Source organism: Hungatella hominis (genome assembly GCF_014288005.1).
GTDB classification, from domain to species: Bacteria; Bacillota; Clostridia; order Lachnospirales; family Lachnospiraceae; genus Hungatella; species Hungatella effluvii.
Genome location: NZ_JACOPB010000024.1, coordinates 21,208 through 39,468, shown reverse-complemented (window position 1 = coordinate 39,468; position 18,261 = coordinate 21,208). Strand labels below are relative to the sequence as shown.

Below are 18,261 nucleotides of genomic sequence, written 5' to 3'. Positions count from 1 at the left end.
AATAAAACACAGAAATTAAAATCAGGAAGGGAGAAATTGTGTTCAGCAAAGTGCATAGTATTGGTATTTTGGGCGTCGAAGGATACCCTGTCGTGGTGGAGGCGGATGTGAGCGAAGGACTCCCCGGCTTTACTATGGTTGGTTATCTCTCAGGAGCGGTGAGGGAGGCGCAGGACCGGGTTCGGACCGCTCTGAAGAATTCCGGTTTCCGGCTTCCGGCCAGAAAGATTACGGTGAACCTGTCGCCTGCGGATATCAGGAAAGAGGGAACCGGATTCGACCTTCCCATCGCAGTCGCGGTTCTGGCGGCCACCGGACTGGTGGACCAGTCGATTCTGGATACCAGCGTCCTGGTGGGAGAACTGGGGCTGGATGGAAGAATCAAACCGGTTTCCGGAATTCTGTCGATCGTGGCTGCAGCCGGGAATGCGGGAAAGAAACGGTGTTTTCTTCCGATTCCCAATGTGAGCGAGGGACAGATCATCGGGAACATCGACATCATTGGCGTGGAGGACATCAGAGAGCTGGCGGGTATGTTAAATGATCCTGACCAGCTGTCACCGGCCATAAGACAGGAAAAAGCGTGCTTTTCGGAGAAAGATGCTTACGATGTGGATTTCTCTGAGGTAAATGGTCAGTTTCTTCTCAAGCGGGCCACGGAGATCGCGGTGGCCGGCATGCATAACATCCTCTATATCGGTCCGGCCGGGACAGGAAAGACTATGGTGGCGAGACGAATTCCAACCATCATGCCATCCCTGTCCCACGAGGAGAATGTAGAGATATCGAAGATATACAGCATCTGCGGCCTTCTTCATCAGGATCAGCCGCTGCTGTCCAGGCGGCCATTTCGGAGTCCGCACCACACCATCAGTCCGCAGGCTTTGACCGGCGGAGGAAGAATTCCTAAACCCGGAGAGATTTCTCTGGCTTCCAGGGGCGTTCTGTTCCTGGATGAGTTACCCGAGTTTCAGAAAAACAGCATAGAGGTCTTAAGACAGCCGCTGGAGGAACGGAAGATTACGATCTCCAGATTGCACAGCGCTTACGAATTTCCTGCGGATTTTATGCTCGCTGCCGCTATGAATCCGTGTAAATGCGGCTATTATCCCGACCGGAGCCGGTGTACGTGTACGGAGCCGCAGATACAGCGGTACTTGAGCCGAATTTCAAAACCATTGCTGGACAGGATCGATATTTGCGCCGAGGCGGTGCCGATGAAGTATGAGGAACTGAAGGATAAGGGGAAGGGGGAACCTTCCGGTGCCATCCGGGAGAGGATCGAGGCAGCAAGGATTATTCAGAGACAGCGTTTTGAGGGCAGCGGAATCTATTTTAACAGTGCCATGAACGGGGCGCAGATCGGAGATTTCTGTCGCCTGGGCCAGCTTGAACAGGTATATCTAAAGCGTATTTTTGAACACATGGGGCTTAGTGCCAGAGGATACGGAAAAATACTGAAAGTGGCCAGAACCATCGCGGATCTGGAAGGTAGCGGCGAAATAAAAAAAGAACATCTGGCGGAAGCGGCAGGGCTTCGCAGCCTGGAAGAAAAATATTGGGGAGGCAGTCATCATGATATCATATAAGGAACGTCAATATCTCTGCTGGTTTCTATCCGTGCCCGGAATTGGCGCGGTTACCGGCATGCGTCTTTTTAAACAGTTTAAAAGTTTTGAAGAGATATATAATATAGAAGGAAAAAAACTGGAAAATGCAGGATTGCTGAGGCCGAAGGAGGCTGCCGTGTTCGATGCGGAAAAGTGCCAACTGGACAGACGAAAAAGAGAACTGGAAGAATTGGAAAAAGAGGGAATCCGTTTGATTGCATTTTTGGATGGGAATTATCCAAAGCGACTGCTTAAGATACACGATTATCCGGTGGGACTCTTCGTCAGAGGAGAACTTCCGGCTGAGGAGCGGCCGGCTGCTGCCGTAATCGGAGCAAGAAACTGCACCAATTACGGAAAGCAGGAAGCAGAATACATGGCAGCGGAGCTGGCGAAGGCCGGAGTGCAGATTATCAGCGGCCTTGCCTACGGCATCGACGGCGCAGGCCATAGGGGAGCGCTGAAGGCCGGCGGGAAGACATTTGGCGTATTGGGGTGCGGGATCAAGATCTGTTATCCGCGGGAGAACTACGGGCTCTACGAACGCATGTGCCGCCACGGCGGTGTTCTGTCGGAGTGGATGCCGTGGGAGCAGCCGCAGCAGAAAAACTTTCCCATAAGGAACCGGATCATCAGCGGACTCTCCGATGTGATTCTTGTAATGGAGGCCAGACAGAAGAGCGGGTCTCTTATTACCGCAGGAATCGGACTGGAACAGGGAAAAGAAATTTTTGCGCTTCCGGGACGGATATCAGATCCGCTGAGCGAGGGCTGTAACCGGCTGATTTCTGAGGGCGCAGGCGTTCTTTTAAGTCCGGAGGATGTACTGGAATATTTCACTCTGAGGGATGGTAAAATATTAAGAGTTCATGAAAAAAATGAGAACGGGCTTGCCAAAAAAGAAAAAATGGTGTATAGTTGCCTCGATTTGCAACCGAAGGGGTTAGAAGAGATTGTGATCTTAAGCGGACTGTCTGTGAGTGAATGTATCGGCACACTTCTGGATCTGGAACTGGGCGGTTATGTGGTTCAGACATCCCATCAATATTATGGTAAGAGATTATAGGCGAGGAGTTTTGTATGGCGAATTGTTTAGTTATTGTGGAGTCACCCGCGAAGGTGAAAACGATTAAAAAATTTTTGGGAACGAGCTATGAGGTTGATGCTTCAAATGGTCATGTAAGAGACTTGCCTAAGAGTCAGCTGGGAATCAGCCCGGAACAGGATTTTGAACCAAAGTATATTACGATCCGGGGAAAAGGGGATATTCTTGCGAAGCTTCGCAAGGAAGTGAAAAAAGCAGATAAAATTTATCTCGCAACTGACCCTGACCGTGAGGGAGAAGCCATTTCCTGGCATTTGGTGAAGGCCTTAAAGCTGGATGAGCAGAAGGATAAGCAGGTATACAGGATCAGCTTCAATGAGATTACGAAAAACGCGGTGAAGGCCTCCTTGAAGGCGCCGAGGGAGATAGACATGGATCTCGTGGACGCACAGCAGACGAGAAGAATTCTGGACCGTATGGTTGGATATATGATCAGCCCGATTCTCTGGGCAAAGGTAAAGCGTGGCTTAAGTGCAGGCCGTGTTCAGTCGGTGGCACTTCGCATGATCTGCGACAGGGAAGAGGAGATTAACGCCTTTATTCCGGAAGAGTACTGGAACCTTGAGGCGGATTTAAAACAGCAGGGAAGCAAGAAGGCCCTGGCCGCCAAGTTCTATGGCAATAAAGAAGGAAAGATCACGATCCGCAATAAAGAAGAACTGGATGGGATATTAAAGGATCTGGAAGGCAGCGACTACGTGGTGGATGAGGTGAAGAACGGGGAGCGGATCAAGAAGGCGCCGATTCCGTTTACGACCAGTACGCTTCAGCAGGAGGCTTCCAAGGTCTTAAACTTCTCTACACAGAAGACGATGCGTCTGGCCCAGCAGCTCTATGAAGGCGTGGAGGTGAAGGGACACGGAACCGTCGGTCTTATCACTTATCTGCGTACCGATTCTACCAGAATCGCAGAGGAGGCCGATATGGCGGCGAGGGCGTTTATCGAGGCGCAGTACGGTAGCAAATACGTGGCCAGCGGAGAACAGGCGAAGAAGAGCGGAGCCAAAATCCAGGATGCACACGAGGCGATCCGTCCCACTGATATCAGCCTGACACCGGTAATCGTTAAGGAATCGCTTCAGCGTGATTTATTCCGTCTGTACCAGCTGATCTGGAAACGCTTTGCGGCGAGCCGTATGCAGTCGGCTGTCTATGAGACGACATCCGTCAAGGTTGCGGCAGGAGATTACTACTTTACATTAGCAGCTTCGAAACTGGCTTTCGACGGATTCATGTCTGTTTACATTCAGGAGGACGAGAAGGAAGAGAGCAACGCCCTTCTTGGGAAGCTGGAGAAGGGAAGCGTTTTAACCCTTGAGAAGCTGGACAGCAGCCAGCACTTTACCCAGCCTCCGGCACATTTTACTGAGGCATCTCTGGTAAAGTCCATGGAAGAACAGGGAATCGGCCGTCCAAGTACGTACGCGCCGACGATCACGACGATTATTGCCAGACGCTATGTAGCAAAGGAAAATAAAAACCTTTATGTAACAGAACTGGGGGAAGTTGTCAACAGCATGATGAAGCAGAGCTTTCCCAGCATTGTCGATATCACCTTTACCGCTAATCTGGAATTCCTTCTGGATAAGGTGGGAGACGGTTCCGTTCCGTGGAAGACCGTGGTGCGCAATTTCTATCCGGATTTAAAGGAAGCGGTTGACAAGGCGGAGGTGGAACTGGAGTCCGTGACCATCGCGGATGAGGTGACAGAGGAAATCTGTGAGATCTGCGGCCGGAACATGGTAATCAAATATGGCCCTCACGGTAAGTTCCTGGCGTGTCCCGGATTCCCGGAATGCAAGAATACAAAGCCGTATCTGGAGAAGATCGGCGTACCGTGTCCCAAGTGCGGAAAGGACGTCGTCATCAAGAAGACGAAGAAGGGCAGAATTTATTACGGATGCGAAGCCAATCCGGAGTGTGATTTCATGTCCTGGCAGAGACCTTCCACAGAGAAATGTCCGAAATGTGGCGCTTATATGGTCGAAAAAGGCAATAAACTGCTCTGCTCCAACGAACAGTGTGGTTACAGTACGAGCAAAAATACAAAATAGAATAATTATTAAGAAAATCGAAAATCTTCAAAAAATGATTGTTATTTTGCTGGAATAGTGTTAATATTTAAATATTAAAGGGGTATTTTGAGCTTTCCTACAAATTCTTAAGGAGGTTTTCGGTTATGAGTGTTCAATTGTTGGACAAAACTAGGAAAATTAACAAGTTATTGCATAACAACAACTCGCACAAAGTAGTATTTAACGATATCTGTGAAGTGCTCAGCGAGATATTAAATTCTAATATTCTCGTGATCAGTAAAAAGGGGAAGGTACTGGGTGTTGCGATCAGTTCTGATGTAGAAGAGATACAGGAACTGATTGCAGATCAGGTCGGCGGCTACGTGGATGGTATGCTGAATGAACGTCTGCTCGGTATTCTTTCCACCAAGGAAAATGTGAATCTCGAGACTCTCGGATTTATAGGCGACAATATCCGCAAGTACCAGGCTATTATCACTCCTATCGATATTGCGGGTGAGCGTCTGGGAACGCTGTTCATCTACAAGTCAGATGCTCAGTACGATATTGACGATATCATTCTGAGCGAATACGGAACGACGGTCGTAGGCCTTGAGATGATGCGGTCCGTAAATGAGGAGAATGCAGAGGAGACAAGAAAGGTTCAGATCGTAAAATCCGCGATCAGCACCTTATCCTTTTCAGAGCTGGAGGCAATCACTCATATTTTCGACGAACTTGACGGAAATGAGGGAATCCTGGTAGCCAGCAAGATCGCTGACCGCGTGGGAATTACCCGTTCAGTCATCGTCAACGCTCTCAGAAAGTTCGAGAGTGCAGGCGTTATCGAATCCCGTTCTTCCGGTATGAAGGGAACCTACATCAAAGTTTTAAACGATGTGGTTTTCGATGAGCTGAAGGCGATCAAGGCCGGCAACGGAAAGTCGATGCAGGGACACAGAGAGATAAAAGAACCGTAAATCAGGACGTCGGCAAAAGAAGCAGCGAAGAAAAACTGCTTCTTTTTTTTTACGAAAGTATGAAAAAAATTGTCATTAAAAGTAAAAAATGACTTGCACAGGCATTAAAGATATGCTATACTAGCTAGGCTTACAAAAAAACACGTTTGCGGATTCTGGAGGAAGGTGCCGAAATATCGGTCTCCTTGGAAGCAAGAGAAGCAGACGGAAGAAAAACCAAATGGAGGTAATAACATGAGCGTTATTTCAATGAAACAGCTGTTGGAGGCTGGTGTACATTTCGGTCACCAGACAAGAAGATGGAACCCTAAGATGGCTCCGTACATCTACACAGAAAGAAACGGCATCTACATCATCGACTTACAGAAGTCTGTTGTAAAAGTAGACGAGGCTTACAAAGCCGTAGCCGACATCGCTGCAGAAGGCGGCAAGATCCTTTTCGTAGGAACCAAGAAGCAGGCTCAGGACGCGATCAGAACAGAAGCAGAGCGTTGCGGTATGTACTTTGTAAATGAGAGATGGCTGGGCGGAATGCTTACAAACTTCAAGACAATCCAGTCCAGAATTGGAAGATTAAAACAGATCGAGACCATGTCCGAAGACGGAACATTTGATGTTCTTCCTAAGAAGGAAGTTATTGCTCTCAAGAAAGAATGGGAGAAACTGGAGAAAAACCTTGGCGGAATTAAAGAAATGAAGAAGATTCCGGATGCTATCTTTGTTGTAGATCCTAAGAAAGAGAGAATCTGCGTTCAGGAAGCTCATACACTGGGAATTCCGTTAATTGGTATTGCTGATACGAACTGTGATCCGGAAGAACTCGATTTCGTGATTCCGGGTAATGACGATGCAATCAGAGCCGTTAAGCTGATCGTATCCAAGATGGCGGATGCAGTAATCGAGGCAAACCAGGGCGAGGCAACAGCTGAAGAAGCAGAAGCAGCTCAGGATATGGAAGAGGCTGTAGAGGCTTAATTGTTCAGGCAGATGAATGCTTCGACCGGCTGTGATAAGCGGGTTGAAGCATTTTTCGATTTATGGGGCAGCAGGATTCGCGCTGCGGCAGATACTGCCGTGGTGAAAAGGAAGAAGTTCCCTATAGACCAGGAAGCTTAAACCTGTATAATATGAATAACGAAAAGAATATGGAGGGAAATCAAATGGCAGCAATTACGGCTGGAATGGTAAAAGAGTTAAGAGAAATGACCGGTGCAGGCATGATGGATTGTAAGAAAGCACTTGCGGCAACCGATGGAGATATGGAAAAGGCTGTAGAATTTTTAAGAGAAAAAGGACTTGCAGCTGCATCCAAGAAGGCGGGAAGAATCGCAGCAGAAGGTCTTGTTAAGACCCTCGTAAGCGAAGATGGAAAGTCTGCGGCAATCGTTGAAGTAAACAGCGAGACAGACTTCGTAGCAAAGAACGCCCAGTTCCAGGGCTATGTGGCCGATGTGGCAGCACAGGTACTGGCCAGCAGCGCGCAGGATATGGATGCATTCATGGCGGAAGCATGGGCAAAGGATGCTTCCCTGACTGTAGCTCAGGTATTATCCAGCCAGATCGCAGTAATCGGCGAGAACATGAACATCAGAAGATTCGAGAAGATCACCACAGACGGTGTAGTAATCGACTATATCCACGGCGGCGGAAGAATCGGCGTATTACTGGAAGCTTCTGCTGAAGTTGTTAACGATGATGTAAAAGAGGCCTTAAAGAACGTTGCAATGCAGATTGCAGCTTTAACACCAAAGTATGTAAAGAGAGACGAGATTCCTCAGGAATTCGTCGAGCATGAAACTGAGATACTAAAGGTTCAGGCAAAGAACGAGAATCCGGATAAGCCGGACGCTATCATCGAGAAGATGATCGTTGGCCGTCTCAACAAGGAATTAAAAGAATTCTGTCTGTTAGACCAGGCTTACGTGAAAGATGGCGATTTAACTGTTGCTAAATACTTAGAGCAGGTTTCCAAAGAAGTTGGCGGAAAGATCGAACTGAAGAAATTCGTTCGTTTTGAAACCGGAGAAGGTCTTGAGAAAAAAGAAGAAGATTTTGCTGCTGAAGTTGCAAAACAGATGCAGTAATAGATTCCGCCGAACGTATGTGAGGAGGACTTTCCAAGGAAAGAGGATTCAGGGGGGAATCCCATGGGCATCCATGGGATTTTTCTATAGAGACAGTGTCCGTTTAGCGTTGACAGATGTTTCCAAATTGGACGGACACTTCGCCCTTTTTCCGGGTTCAGAGCAGGAGAGACTATTGATATTTCGCAGAACGCAGGGATGGAAGCCTGTAAGGCTTCCGTCCGGGCTGCGCGAAGGAAACCTTATACCAAAGGAGTTGACACAATGGCTAAATATATTTTTAAACGTATCATCATGGCGATTGTAACAATATTTGCGGTTGCATCTGTTACATTCTTCGTTATGAACATGGTACCCGGCGGCCCTTTCATGTCAGAGAAGGCCATAAGTCCGCAGGCACAGGCCGCATTGAATGAGAAATACGGTCTTGATAAGCCTCTAAGTGAGCAGTATGTTACATATATGAAAGATCTTCTTCACGGAAATCTCGGTTTAAGCGTAAAACAGCGCGGCCGTACCGTGAATATGATCATCGCATCGAAGTTCCCGGTGTCCGCAAGAGTCGGCGGCATCGCAATCTTAACGGCAGTTCTGGTGGGCGTTCCACTGGGGAGTATTGCCGCCTTTAAACGAGGGACGGTGGTGGATGACATCATAATCGTATTCAGTACGTGCGGAATTGCGATTCCCAGTTTCGTAATCTGTACGATCCTGATGTATGTCCTGAGTCTGAAGCTGGGGCTGCTGCCCACGTACGGACTGGCATCGTGGAAAAACTACATCATGCCGGTTATTGCGCTGGCACTGTATCCGTCGTCCTATATCGCACGTCTGATGCGTTCTTCCATGCTGGATGTTATGGGCCAGGACTACATGAGAACAGCACGCGCAAAGGGACTTTCTCAGATAATCAGTATTTTCAAGCATGCGCTTCGTAACGCGATTCTTCCGGTTGTTACGTATTTGGGACCGCTTCTTGCCTATACGGTAACGGGAAGCTTCATTGTCGAGAAAATTTTCACAATCCCGGGCCTTGGCTCCGAGTTTATCGGTTCCATCACAGGACGTGATTATCCGCTGATCATGGGAACTACCATATTCCTTGCCTCATTGATGGTTGTTATGAACGTGATTGTAGACGTTGCCTACAAATTCATCGATCCACGTATTAATCTTAAATAGAAAGGAGAAAGAAGATGTCGAATAATAAATTATCATTACAGCTTAACGTAGACGACTTTCTCCCGGCAAGTGACGAGGAAAAAGAGAGTCTTACCGTCCTCCGCAAGAGTGTTGGCTTCTGGCAGGATGGAATACGCCGTTTAAAGAAGAATAAGATTGCCATGGTCAGCCTGGTAGTTATTGTTTTTGTATTCATTTTTTCATTCCTGGTACCACAGTTCTACCCATACAGCTATGAGCAGCAGATTCGTGGAAGCGAGAATCTGGCACCCATGCAGTATTCAGAAAAGGAACTGGAGGCAAAGGCAGCGGGAGAGAGCGTATTCCCGCATGTGCTGGGAACGGATAACCTGGGACGTGACTATGCAGTCCGTGTCATGATGGGCAGCCGTGTCTCCCTTACCGTAGGACTTGTGGCCTCCGCTATCATCCTGTTGATTGGTTCCCTTTATGGTTCCGTCGCGGGCTTCTTCGGCGGCTGGGTCGATATGATTATGATGCGTATCGTTGATATGATCTATACGGTCCCTGATATTCTGATCATCGTTCTTTTATCGGTTGCATTTGACCAGCCCCTAAAGGCGTTGGCTCAAAAACCGGGATTTGAATGGATTCAGGTAATCGGTGTCAACCTGATCAGTATTTTCGTCGTGTTCGCCCTTCTTTACTGGGTCGGTATGGCCCGAATCGTTCGAAGCCAGATCCTCATTCTGAAGGAGCAGGAATACGTGACCGCGGCCAGGGCACTGGGGGCTTCCAATGGCCGTATCATTAGGAAGCACTTACTGACAAACTGTATCGGTACTCTGATTGTAACCACAACGCTGCAGATTCCGTCCTCGATCTTTACGGAAAGTTTCTTAAGCTTCTTAGGTCTTGGCGTTGCTGCGCCTATGCCTTCTCTGGGAAGCCTTGCCAGTGCTGCGTTAAATGGTCTGCAGTCTTATCCGCACCGTCTGTTTGCACCTGCGCTTGCGATTTCCGTCATCATTTTAAGCTTTAACTTACTGGGCGACGGTCTGCGTGACGCGTTTGACCCGAAACTCAAAGACTAAAGGAGGAGAGATACGATGAGCGAGTATTTGGTAAATATCAAAAATGAACGCCTTTCTTTCTTTACTCCCGCGGGTGAAGTAAAGGCATTAAATGATGTGTCTCTTCATTTAAAAGAAGGCGAAGTGCTGGGAATTGTTGGCGAATCCGGTTCCGGTAAATCCGTAACCGCATACAGCTTAATGGGAATTACCGCTTATCCGGGCCGTCTGATCGGCGGTTCCCTGGAATTCAACGGTCATGAGATCGAAAAGATGTCAGAAAAGGAACTGAGGAAAGTACGTGGAAATGAGATTTCCATTATTTTCCAGGACCCGATGACCAGCTTGAATCCGGTTTATTCCATCGGAAACCAGATCCGTGAGGTAATTATGCTTCATACGGATAAGAATAAACAGCAGGCGAATGAGAGAGCGAAGGAACTTCTGACTCTCGTTGGAATCAACGAGCCGGAGAAGCGTCTGAAACAGTATCCTCACGAGCTGTCCGGCGGTATGCGCCAGCGTGTGATGATCGCCATCGCCCTTGCCTGCGAACCGAAGCTTTTGATCGCAGATGAGCCGACCACGGCTCTGGATGTTACCATTCAGGCCCAGATTCTCGAGCTTATGATGGACTTAAAGGAAAAACTGGGCATGGCGATTATCATGATCACTCATGACTTGGGTGTTGTTGCCAATATGTGTGACAGAATCGCCGTTATGTATGCCGGCAAGGTTGTGGAATACGGCACGACAGATGATATCTTCTACCGTCCGTCCCACGAGTACACAAAGGGACTGATCCGGAGTATTCCGAAGCTGACGGAAAAAGAGCATAATAAGCTGGTACCTATCGAGGGAAGCCCTGTCGATATGCTGAATCCGCCTGCAGGATGCCCGTTTGCGCCGCGGTGCCGCGCCTGCATGAAGATCTGCTTAAGAGAGATGCCGCCGTATACAGATTTATCCGATATCCATTACAGTGCATGCTGGCTGATGCAGAAGAGAGAGTTTGACAAACAGCAGGATTCCAGGACACAGAAGGGGGATGCATGATGGAAGACAAGTATCTGGTAGAAGTAAAACACTTACAGCAGTATTTCCCGGTTGCAGGAAGTAAGCTTTTTGAAAAGAAGGTTGTAAAGGCGGTCGATAACGTTTCCTTCGGTATCCGAAGGGGAGAGACGCTCGGCCTGGTAGGTGAGTCCGGTTGTGGAAAGACGACAACCGGCCGTACTCTGCTTCGTTTATATGAACCGACGGATGGAACGATTCTCTATGACGGCAAAGATATCACGCATGTGAATATGCTTCCTTACCGCCGTAAGATGCAGATCGTATTCCAGGATCCGTACGCGAGCCTGGATCCGCGTATGACAGTCGAGGATATCGTCGGCGAGGCCATCGACATCCATCGTCTGGCTGCCAACAAAAAGGACCGTCACGAGAGAATCTTATCCGTGCTTTCCACCGTTGGCTTAAACTCCGAGCATGCGAACCGTTATCCTCACGAGTTCTCAGGCGGACAGCGTCAGCGTGTCGGCATTGCGCGCGCCTTGGCGGTAAATCCGGAGTTTATTGTGTGTGATGAGCCTGTATCCGCACTGGATGTATCCATCCAGGCCCAGGTTGTCAACATGTTCGAGCAGCTTCAGGAAGAACTGGGACTGACCTATCTTTTCATTGCACATGATTTATCCATTGTAAAACATATATCAAACCGAATCGGAGTTATGTATCTGGGCAAGCTGGTGGAGCTGGCAGACAGCTATGAGCTGACGTTCCACAGTGTACATCCGTATACGAAGAGCCTGATCTCGGCGATTCCGATCGCTGATCCGGAGATCAGCAGAAAATCTAAGAGAATTGTTCTGGAAGGCGACGTGCCGAGCCCGGTTAATCCGCCGAGCGGCTGCCGCTTCCGTACCCGCTGTCCGTATGCCGACGAGTTATGTGCAGCGGAGGAGCCGCAGTGGAAGGAAGTTTCCAGTGGTCATTACGCGGCATGCCACCACTTAGACAAAGTAAATTAATTTCTAAGTTGCTATTCCTGGAGATTTGTGGTATGCTAAAAGACAAATCAGCACAGTAGTCAGGTAAAGTACTGCTGTGCTAATTTGAATAAAATTCTTTAGAGGAGGAATTGATATGAAAAAAACAGCACTTGTATTGGCTGCTGTTATGGCATCCGGCATGATTCTTACCGCCTGCGGCGGCAATAAGACTGCTGATGCGCCAACAACAACAGCTGCCGATACCACAACAACAGCTGCTGCCGCAGAGGGCGAGACTGCAGCACCGGCTGAAAACGGAGGAGCTGGCCTTGACCTTGCAGTTCAGATCGGACCTGATCCTGAGACTGTTGATCCGGCTTTAAACAGCGCAGTAGACGGCGGAAACATGATTCTTCATGCATTTGAGACTCTGATGAGCGTTGACTCAGAGAACAAGATTGTTCCAGGGCAGGCGGAATCCATGGAAGTTTCTGATGATGGACTTACCTATACCTTCCATCTTCGCAAAGGCTTAAAGTGGAGTGACGGAACACCTCTTACAGCGAACGACTTCGTATATTCCTGGAAGAGACTTGCAGATCCGAACACAGCTGCACCGTATGCTATGGATATGCTCGGCTACGTAAAAGGCTACAAAGAAGCATCTGAAGGTAATTTAGACGCACTTGGAGTATCTGCACCGGATGATGATACATTCGTTGTTGAGATGGCTTCTCCATGTGTATATTTCTCTAAACTGATTACACATGGTTCCATGGTTCCTGTTCAGCAGGCAACGATTGAAGCGAACGGCGATCAGTGGACTTTAACACCGGAGACCTATGTCTCAAACGGACCTTTAAAAATGATCGAATGGGTACCAGGTTCCCATATTATTTTTGCAAAGAACGAAAATTACTGGAACGCGGATAAGGTTACAGTTAATACCTTAAAGTTTGTCCTGATGGAAGATTCCAATGCGGCTTACAGCGCTTACCAGACAGGCGAAGTGTCTATGATCAAGGATGTTCCTACAGAAGAAGTTCCGAGTCTGCGCGGCAACGAAGATTTCCATGTAGATCCTTTAATGGGTACATATTATATCAGCTTCCAGACAGAAAAAGAACCATTTAACAATCCTGACGTACGTATGGCATTAAGCCTTGCAATCGACCGTGATTACGTTGCCAACACTGTTATGCAGGGAACTTATTCCCCAGCTACCAACTTTGTTGGACCTGGCCTTTCTGATGCAGAAGATGGTTCCTCCTTCGAAGAAGTAACACGTAAGAATAACGGCGGAGACTTCTTTAATGTAGCTGATCATGACTCTGACATTGCAAAAGCAAAAGAATTACTTGCTAACGCCGGATATCCGGACGGAGCAGGATTCCCAACGATTGAATACATGACTAACGATGCTGGTTACCACAAACCACTGGCTGAGTACTTACAGAGCTGCTGGAAAGAAGCACTTGGTATCAACATGGATATCAAGGTTGTTGAGTGGTCTACATTTACACCAACCCGTCGTGCCGGCGATTTCCAGGTGGCACGTAACGGCTGGGTATATGACTACGATGATCCTTCCAACATGCTGAACTTAATGATTACCGGCGGCGGAAACAACGATGGTAAATACAGCAATCCTGAAGTTGACAAGATGTTAAACGATGCCAACTCTACAGCTGACGTTGCTGAGCATTATGCAAAACTTCATGAAGCAGAAAACATGATCCTTGCAGACGCGGCTATGGCGCCTGTTGCTTACTACAACGATTTCTATTTACAGGATCCGAAGTTAAAAGGAACATGGCATTCTCCATACGGCTACTGGTTCTTCCAGTATGCGACAATGGATTAATTGTCTGACGTAAAAGAATTTTAACGGTCCCCGGAAGAGGTGAAAACTTCTTCCGGGGACTTTTTATGTAATTGGAAAGTGCTTTACCACCGGACTTTTTGTACTATGCGGGACGTGGTGAATGGCAGGGCGTATTTCCTCATAAAAACTTTCTCTTTCCAACCAAAAGGAAATATGCTATAATCATTCATGACAATACCAAAGCGGAAAACGCTTAAATAACAGGAGAATGATAGCTATGAACCCAAGACGTGTATTACTGAAATTAAGCGGTGAAGCCCTTGCCGGACCGAATAAAACAGGCTTTGATGAAGCGACTGTGAAGGAAGTAGCGCGGCAGGTTAAGATATCCGTGGATGCTGGTGTCGAGGTAGGCATCGTTATCGGCGGAGGCAACTTCTGGAGGGGAAGGACGAGCAATGCAATCGACCGCACCAAGGCTGATCAGATCGGAATGCTGGCCACGGTTATGAATTGTATCTATGTTTCTGAAATCTTCCGGTGTGCCGGGATGATGACTCAGATTCTGACACCGTTTGAGTGCGGCTCCATGACTAAGCTTTTTTCCAAGGACAGAGCAAACAAGTATTTTGAAAAGGGAATGGTCGTCTTTTTTGCAGGCGGTACCGGCCATCCTTACTTTTCTACCGATACCGGAATCGCGCTTCGGGCCATCGAGATGGAAGCGGACTGCATCCTTTTGGCGAAGGCCATCGACGGCGTTTACGACAGCGATCCGAAGATCAATCCGGAGGCGAAGAAGTATGATGAGATTTCCATACAGGAGGTTATTGACAAGCAGCTGGGCGTGATTGATCTGACTGCCTCTATCATGTGTATGGAGAACCGCATGCCATTGGCAGTATTCAGCCTGAACGAAAAAGACAGCATTGCGAACGCGATGCAGGGGAAAATAAACGGCACGATTGTGACCGCATAAACTAGGAGGACAATATGCAGGAGAGTTTACAGGTTTACGAGGACAAGATGAATAAGACTTTAGAAGTGCTGGAGAGTGATTATATGACGATCCGCGCAGGACGTGCAAACCCGCATGTACTTGATAAAATCAAGGTTGACTACTACGGAACTCCTACTCCGCTTCAGCAGGTGGGCAACATCAACGTTCCGGAAGCCCGCATGATCATCATTCAGCCATGGGAGAAGAGCCTCTTAAAGGCGATTGAAAAGGCAATTCTGACTTCTGAACTGGGGATCAATCCGACTAACGACGGCAATGTAATCCGTCTCGTTTTCCCGGAACTGACCGAGGAACGCAGAAAAGAACTGGTTAAGGATGTCAAGAAAAAAGGCGAGGCAGCCAAGGTAGCGGTTCGTAATATCCGCCGTGACGCCAATGACTTTTTCAAAAAACAGCAGAAGGCGGATGAGATTTCCGAGGACGACTTAGCTGAGGCAGAGGATGATATTCAGAAATTAACTGACAAGATGATCGGCAAGATCGATAAAGCAATTGAAGCGAAATCAAAGGAACTTCTTACTGTATAACAGAAAGAACCGGGGCAGGCATGATTCCAACCCACGCAAGTGAGGGGGCTTTCAAAGTGCCTGTCCTGTTTATGTTTCAGGGCAGCCTAGTACAGCGTTGCATAAATTCCTAAGTACTAGAATAATAAAGGAGAATATAATGGAAATTAATATAGATAATATGGTAATTCCTGACCATATCGCCATCATTTTGGACGGCAATGGACGCTGGGCGAAGAAGCGTGGACTGCCCAGAAGCATGGGCCACAAGGAAGGATGTGTGGTGGTGGAACGAACGGTAGAGGATGCGGCCAGAATTGGAATCAAATATCTGACTGTCTACGGTTTTTCCACGGAGAACTGGAAGCGTTCCGGCGATGAGGTGGGCGCGCTGATGCAGCTGTTCCGTTACTATATGGTACGGCTCTTAAAGGTTGCCAGGGCGAACAATGTCCGGGTACGGATGATCGGTGAGAGAAGCCGTTTCGACCAGGATATCATCGACGGTATTAACCGGCTGGAGAGAGAGACCGAGAATAATACGGGCCTGACCTTTGTTATCGCAGTGAATTACGGCGGACGCGATGAGATTGTGCGCGCAGCCAGGAAGATCATGAAAGATGCGGCTGACGGGAAGATTACTCCGGACCAGATGGATGAAGCGGCATTTTCATCGTATCTCGACACGGCGGAGATTCCGGACCCGGATCTTCTGATCCGTACCAGCGGTGAACTGCGGCTGTCGAACTATCTCTTATGGCAGTTAGCCTATACGGAACTGTATGTGACGGACTGCTATTGGCCCGATTTCAATAAAGAAGAACTGAAAAAGGCGATAGCTGCGTACAATAGTAGGGATAGAAGATTTGGAGGAGTGAAATAGTCCGAAGGGAGGAAGCGCGATGTTTACAACCAGACTGATCAGTGGAATTATCCTGGTCTTGATCGCCCTCGTCACTGTGGGAAGCGGGGGGATGATTCTTTTTGCTACGACTGTGGCCATTTCCATGATAGGGTTGTTTGAATTATATCGTGTTATGAAGATACAGAAGAATGTGATCGGAATTGCCGGCTATCTGACTGTGGTGTCCTACTACGGGCTGTTGTGGTTCCATGGAGAGCAGTATATGATGTTGATGTCCATCGCATTTCTTATGATACTGATGACCATCTATGTCTTTACGTTCCCCAAATATAAGACAGAGGAAGTGACGGTAGCGTTCTTCGGCGTCTTTTATGTGGCGGTTATGCTGTCTTATCTGTATCAGGTTCGCGTCATGGCGGATGGAAAATATCTCGTCTGGCTGATCTTTTTGAGTTCCTGGGGATGCGATACCTGCGCGTACTGCGTGGGCATGCTGATTGGCAGGCATAAGCTGGCGCCGGTTTTGAGTCCCAAGAAATCGATTGAGGGGGCGATCGGTGGCGTAGCAGGAGCGGCGCTTCTGGGTTTCCTTTATGCGACGGTGTTCGGCGCTTCCATGGCGGAAGTACAGAACCCGCAGGTTGCCTGCGCTTTGGCCTGTGCCATAGCGGCGGTTATTTCCCAGATCGGCGATCTGGCGGCATCGGCGGTAAAACGCAATCACGCAGTGAAGGATTACGGCCATCTGATTCCGGGCCACGGCGGTATTCTGGACCGGTTTGACAGTATGCTGTTTACGGCGCCTGCCATATTCTTTGCAGTAACATTTCTGCGATGAGCAAATTCCGGCGATGAGAAAAGAGGAACGCGAGAAAGATAAAAGGAGCGAAAAACAGCATGAAAAAGATTGCAGTTCTGGGTTCAACCGGTTCCATCGGAACACAGACCCTGGAAGTGGTGAGAGCTCAGAAGGATATAGAAGTAACCGCTCTGGCGGCTGGAAGTAATATTACACGTTTGGAAGAACAGATCCGGGAGTTTCATCCAGAGATTGTCTGTGTGTGGGAAGAGGAAAAGGCGAAGGAGCTTGCCCTGATGGTCAGCGATCTGCCGGTGAAGGTGGTATGCGGCATGGATGGGCTGATCGCGGCGGCCGTGGAGACGGACGCGGAGATTGTGGTAACGGCCATCGTCGGCATGATTGGAATACGGCCCACCATTGCGGCCATGGAGGCGGGGAAAGACATCGCGCTCGCCAACAAGGAGACGCTGGTGACGGCCGGCCATATCATTATGCCTCTGGCAAAGGAAAAGGGCGTAAAGATCCTGCCTGTGGACAGTGAGCACAGCGCTATTTTTCAGAGCCTGAACGGCGAGGACAAAAAGGCGGTACATAAGATTCTCTTAACCGCGTCAGGCGGGCCGTTCCGCGGAAAGACGAGAGAGGAGCTTAAAAAGGTGCGTATCGAGGATGCCTTAAAGCATCCCAACTGGTCGATGGGAAGGAAGATTACCATCGATTCTTCCACCATGGTCAATAAAGGCCTGGAGGTGATGGAGGCGCACTGGCTCTTCGATGTCTCCATGGATCAGGTACAGGTTGTGGTTCAGCCGCAGAGCGTTATCCATTCCATGGTGCAGTTCGACGATGGGGCGGTGATTGCACAGCTGGGAACACCCGATATGAAGCTGCCCATCCAGTATGCACTTTACTACCCGGAGCGCCGTTTTCTGGCCGGGGACCGGCTGGATTTCTGGAGCATCGGGCAGATCACATTTGAAAAGCCGGATATGGACAATTTCCCGGGGCTTTCCCTGGCTTACGAGGCCGGAAGAACCGGCGGAACCATGCCGACTGTATTCAACGCGGCCAATGAACGGGCCGTTGCAAAATTTTTAAACAGAGAAATTTCTTATCTTACCATCACGGATATGATAGAGGGGGCTATGAAAGGGCATACTGTGAAAGAGAATCCATCTGTAGATGAGATTCTGGAAGCAGAGGCTTCGGCTTATGACTATATAGAAAGCAGGTGGTAG

The 18,261-nt window shown here is 48.5% G+C and carries 16 protein-coding genes; all 16 read left to right on the top strand.

The genetic code is table 11. The features are described from left to right. Positions 1–38: 38 nt before the first annotated feature. The 16 genes from H8S75_RS29070 to H8S75_RS28995 all read left to right on the top strand — a co-directional run bounded on the left by H8S75_RS29070 (position 39) and on the right by H8S75_RS28995 (position 18,261). Positions 39–1,589: a YifB family Mg chelatase-like AAA ATPase gene (locus H8S75_RS29070; RefSeq protein ID WP_187024500.1), complete on the top strand. Its 1,551-nt coding sequence runs from the start codon at positions 39–41 to the stop codon at positions 1,587–1,589. Then, the gene (dprA, locus tag H8S75_RS29065) at positions 1,576–2,676 is read left to right on the top strand and encodes a DNA-processing protein DprA (protein ID WP_187024499.1); all 1,101 of its coding nucleotides are present in this window, start codon (positions 1,576–1,578) and stop codon (positions 2,674–2,676) included. The genes H8S75_RS29070 and dprA overlap by 14 nt, the downstream gene beginning before the upstream one ends. 14 nt (positions 2,677–2,690) lie before the next feature. Then, positions 2,691–4,769 carry a type I DNA topoisomerase gene (gene topA / locus H8S75_RS29060; RefSeq protein WP_187024498.1) on the top strand — a complete coding sequence of 693 codons (2,079 nt, stop codon included), beginning with the start codon at positions 2,691–2,693 and terminating at the stop codon, positions 4,767–4,769. Between the two features lie 125 nt (positions 4,770–4,894). Further along, positions 4,895–5,710: a GTP-sensing pleiotropic transcriptional regulator CodY gene (codY, locus tag H8S75_RS29055; RefSeq protein ID WP_187024497.1), complete on the top strand. Its 816-nt coding sequence runs from the start codon at positions 4,895–4,897 to the stop codon at positions 5,708–5,710. 234 nt (positions 5,711–5,944) lie between these two features. After that, positions 5,945–6,685, top strand: a complete 741-nt coding sequence (gene rpsB, locus H8S75_RS29050) for a 30S ribosomal protein S2 (RefSeq protein WP_187024496.1) — start codon at positions 5,945–5,947, stop codon at positions 6,683–6,685. Positions 6,686–6,870: 185 nt separating this feature from the next. Further along, positions 6,871–7,794 (top strand): translation elongation factor Ts, encoded by a 924-nt coding sequence (gene tsf / locus H8S75_RS29045; protein ID WP_110323464.1) that lies wholly within the window; start codon positions 6,871–6,873, stop codon positions 7,792–7,794. A gap of 264 nt (positions 7,795–8,058) precedes the next feature. Next, a complete protein-coding gene (locus H8S75_RS29040) occupies positions 8,059–8,976 on the top strand; it encodes an ABC transporter permease (protein ID WP_002604308.1) in 918 nt (305 codons plus the stop codon). A 14-nt stretch (positions 8,977–8,990) separates the two neighbouring features. Continuing rightward, the gene (locus H8S75_RS29035; protein WP_002604307.1) at positions 8,991–10,031 is read left to right on the top strand and encodes an ABC transporter permease; all 1,041 of its coding nucleotides are present in this window, start codon (positions 8,991–8,993) and stop codon (positions 10,029–10,031) included. Positions 10,032–10,046: 15 nt separating this feature from the next. After that, positions 10,047–11,066 carry an ABC transporter ATP-binding protein gene (locus H8S75_RS29030; RefSeq protein WP_002604306.1) on the top strand — a complete coding sequence of 340 codons (1,020 nt, stop codon included), beginning with the start codon at positions 10,047–10,049 and terminating at the stop codon, positions 11,064–11,066. Continuing rightward, on the top strand, positions 11,066–12,043 hold the full coding sequence (locus tag H8S75_RS29025; protein ID WP_243270514.1) for an ABC transporter ATP-binding protein: 978 nt from the start codon (positions 11,066–11,068) through the stop codon (positions 12,041–12,043). Before H8S75_RS29030 ends, H8S75_RS29025 begins: the two co-directional genes overlap by 1 nt. Positions 12,044–12,158: 115 nt before the next feature. After that, complete coding sequence (locus tag H8S75_RS29020) at positions 12,159–13,868, top strand: peptide ABC transporter substrate-binding protein (RefSeq protein ID WP_187024494.1); 1,710 nt, start codon at positions 12,159–12,161, stop codon at positions 13,866–13,868. A 238-nt stretch (positions 13,869–14,106) separates the two neighbouring features. Then, entirely contained in the window at positions 14,107–14,808 is a 702-nt protein-coding gene (gene pyrH, locus H8S75_RS29015) for a UMP kinase (protein ID WP_187024493.1), read from the top strand. 14 nt (positions 14,809–14,822) lie between these two features. Further along, on the top strand, positions 14,823–15,377 hold the full coding sequence (gene frr, locus H8S75_RS29010; protein ID WP_055652610.1) for a ribosome recycling factor: 555 nt from the start codon (positions 14,823–14,825) through the stop codon (positions 15,375–15,377). A gap of 139 nt (positions 15,378–15,516) precedes the next feature. Further along, a complete protein-coding gene (gene uppS / locus H8S75_RS29005) occupies positions 15,517–16,239 on the top strand; it encodes an undecaprenyl pyrophosphate synthase (protein ID WP_187024492.1) in 723 nt (240 codons plus the stop codon). Between the two features lie 19 nt (positions 16,240–16,258). Then, positions 16,259–17,059: a phosphatidate cytidylyltransferase gene (locus tag H8S75_RS29000; RefSeq protein ID WP_187024491.1), complete on the top strand. Its 801-nt coding sequence runs from the start codon at positions 16,259–16,261 to the stop codon at positions 17,057–17,059. A gap of 59 nt (positions 17,060–17,118) precedes the next feature. Continuing rightward, positions 17,119–18,261: a 1-deoxy-D-xylulose-5-phosphate reductoisomerase gene (locus H8S75_RS28995; protein ID WP_002604299.1), complete on the top strand. Its 1,143-nt coding sequence runs from the start codon at positions 17,119–17,121 to the stop codon at positions 18,259–18,261.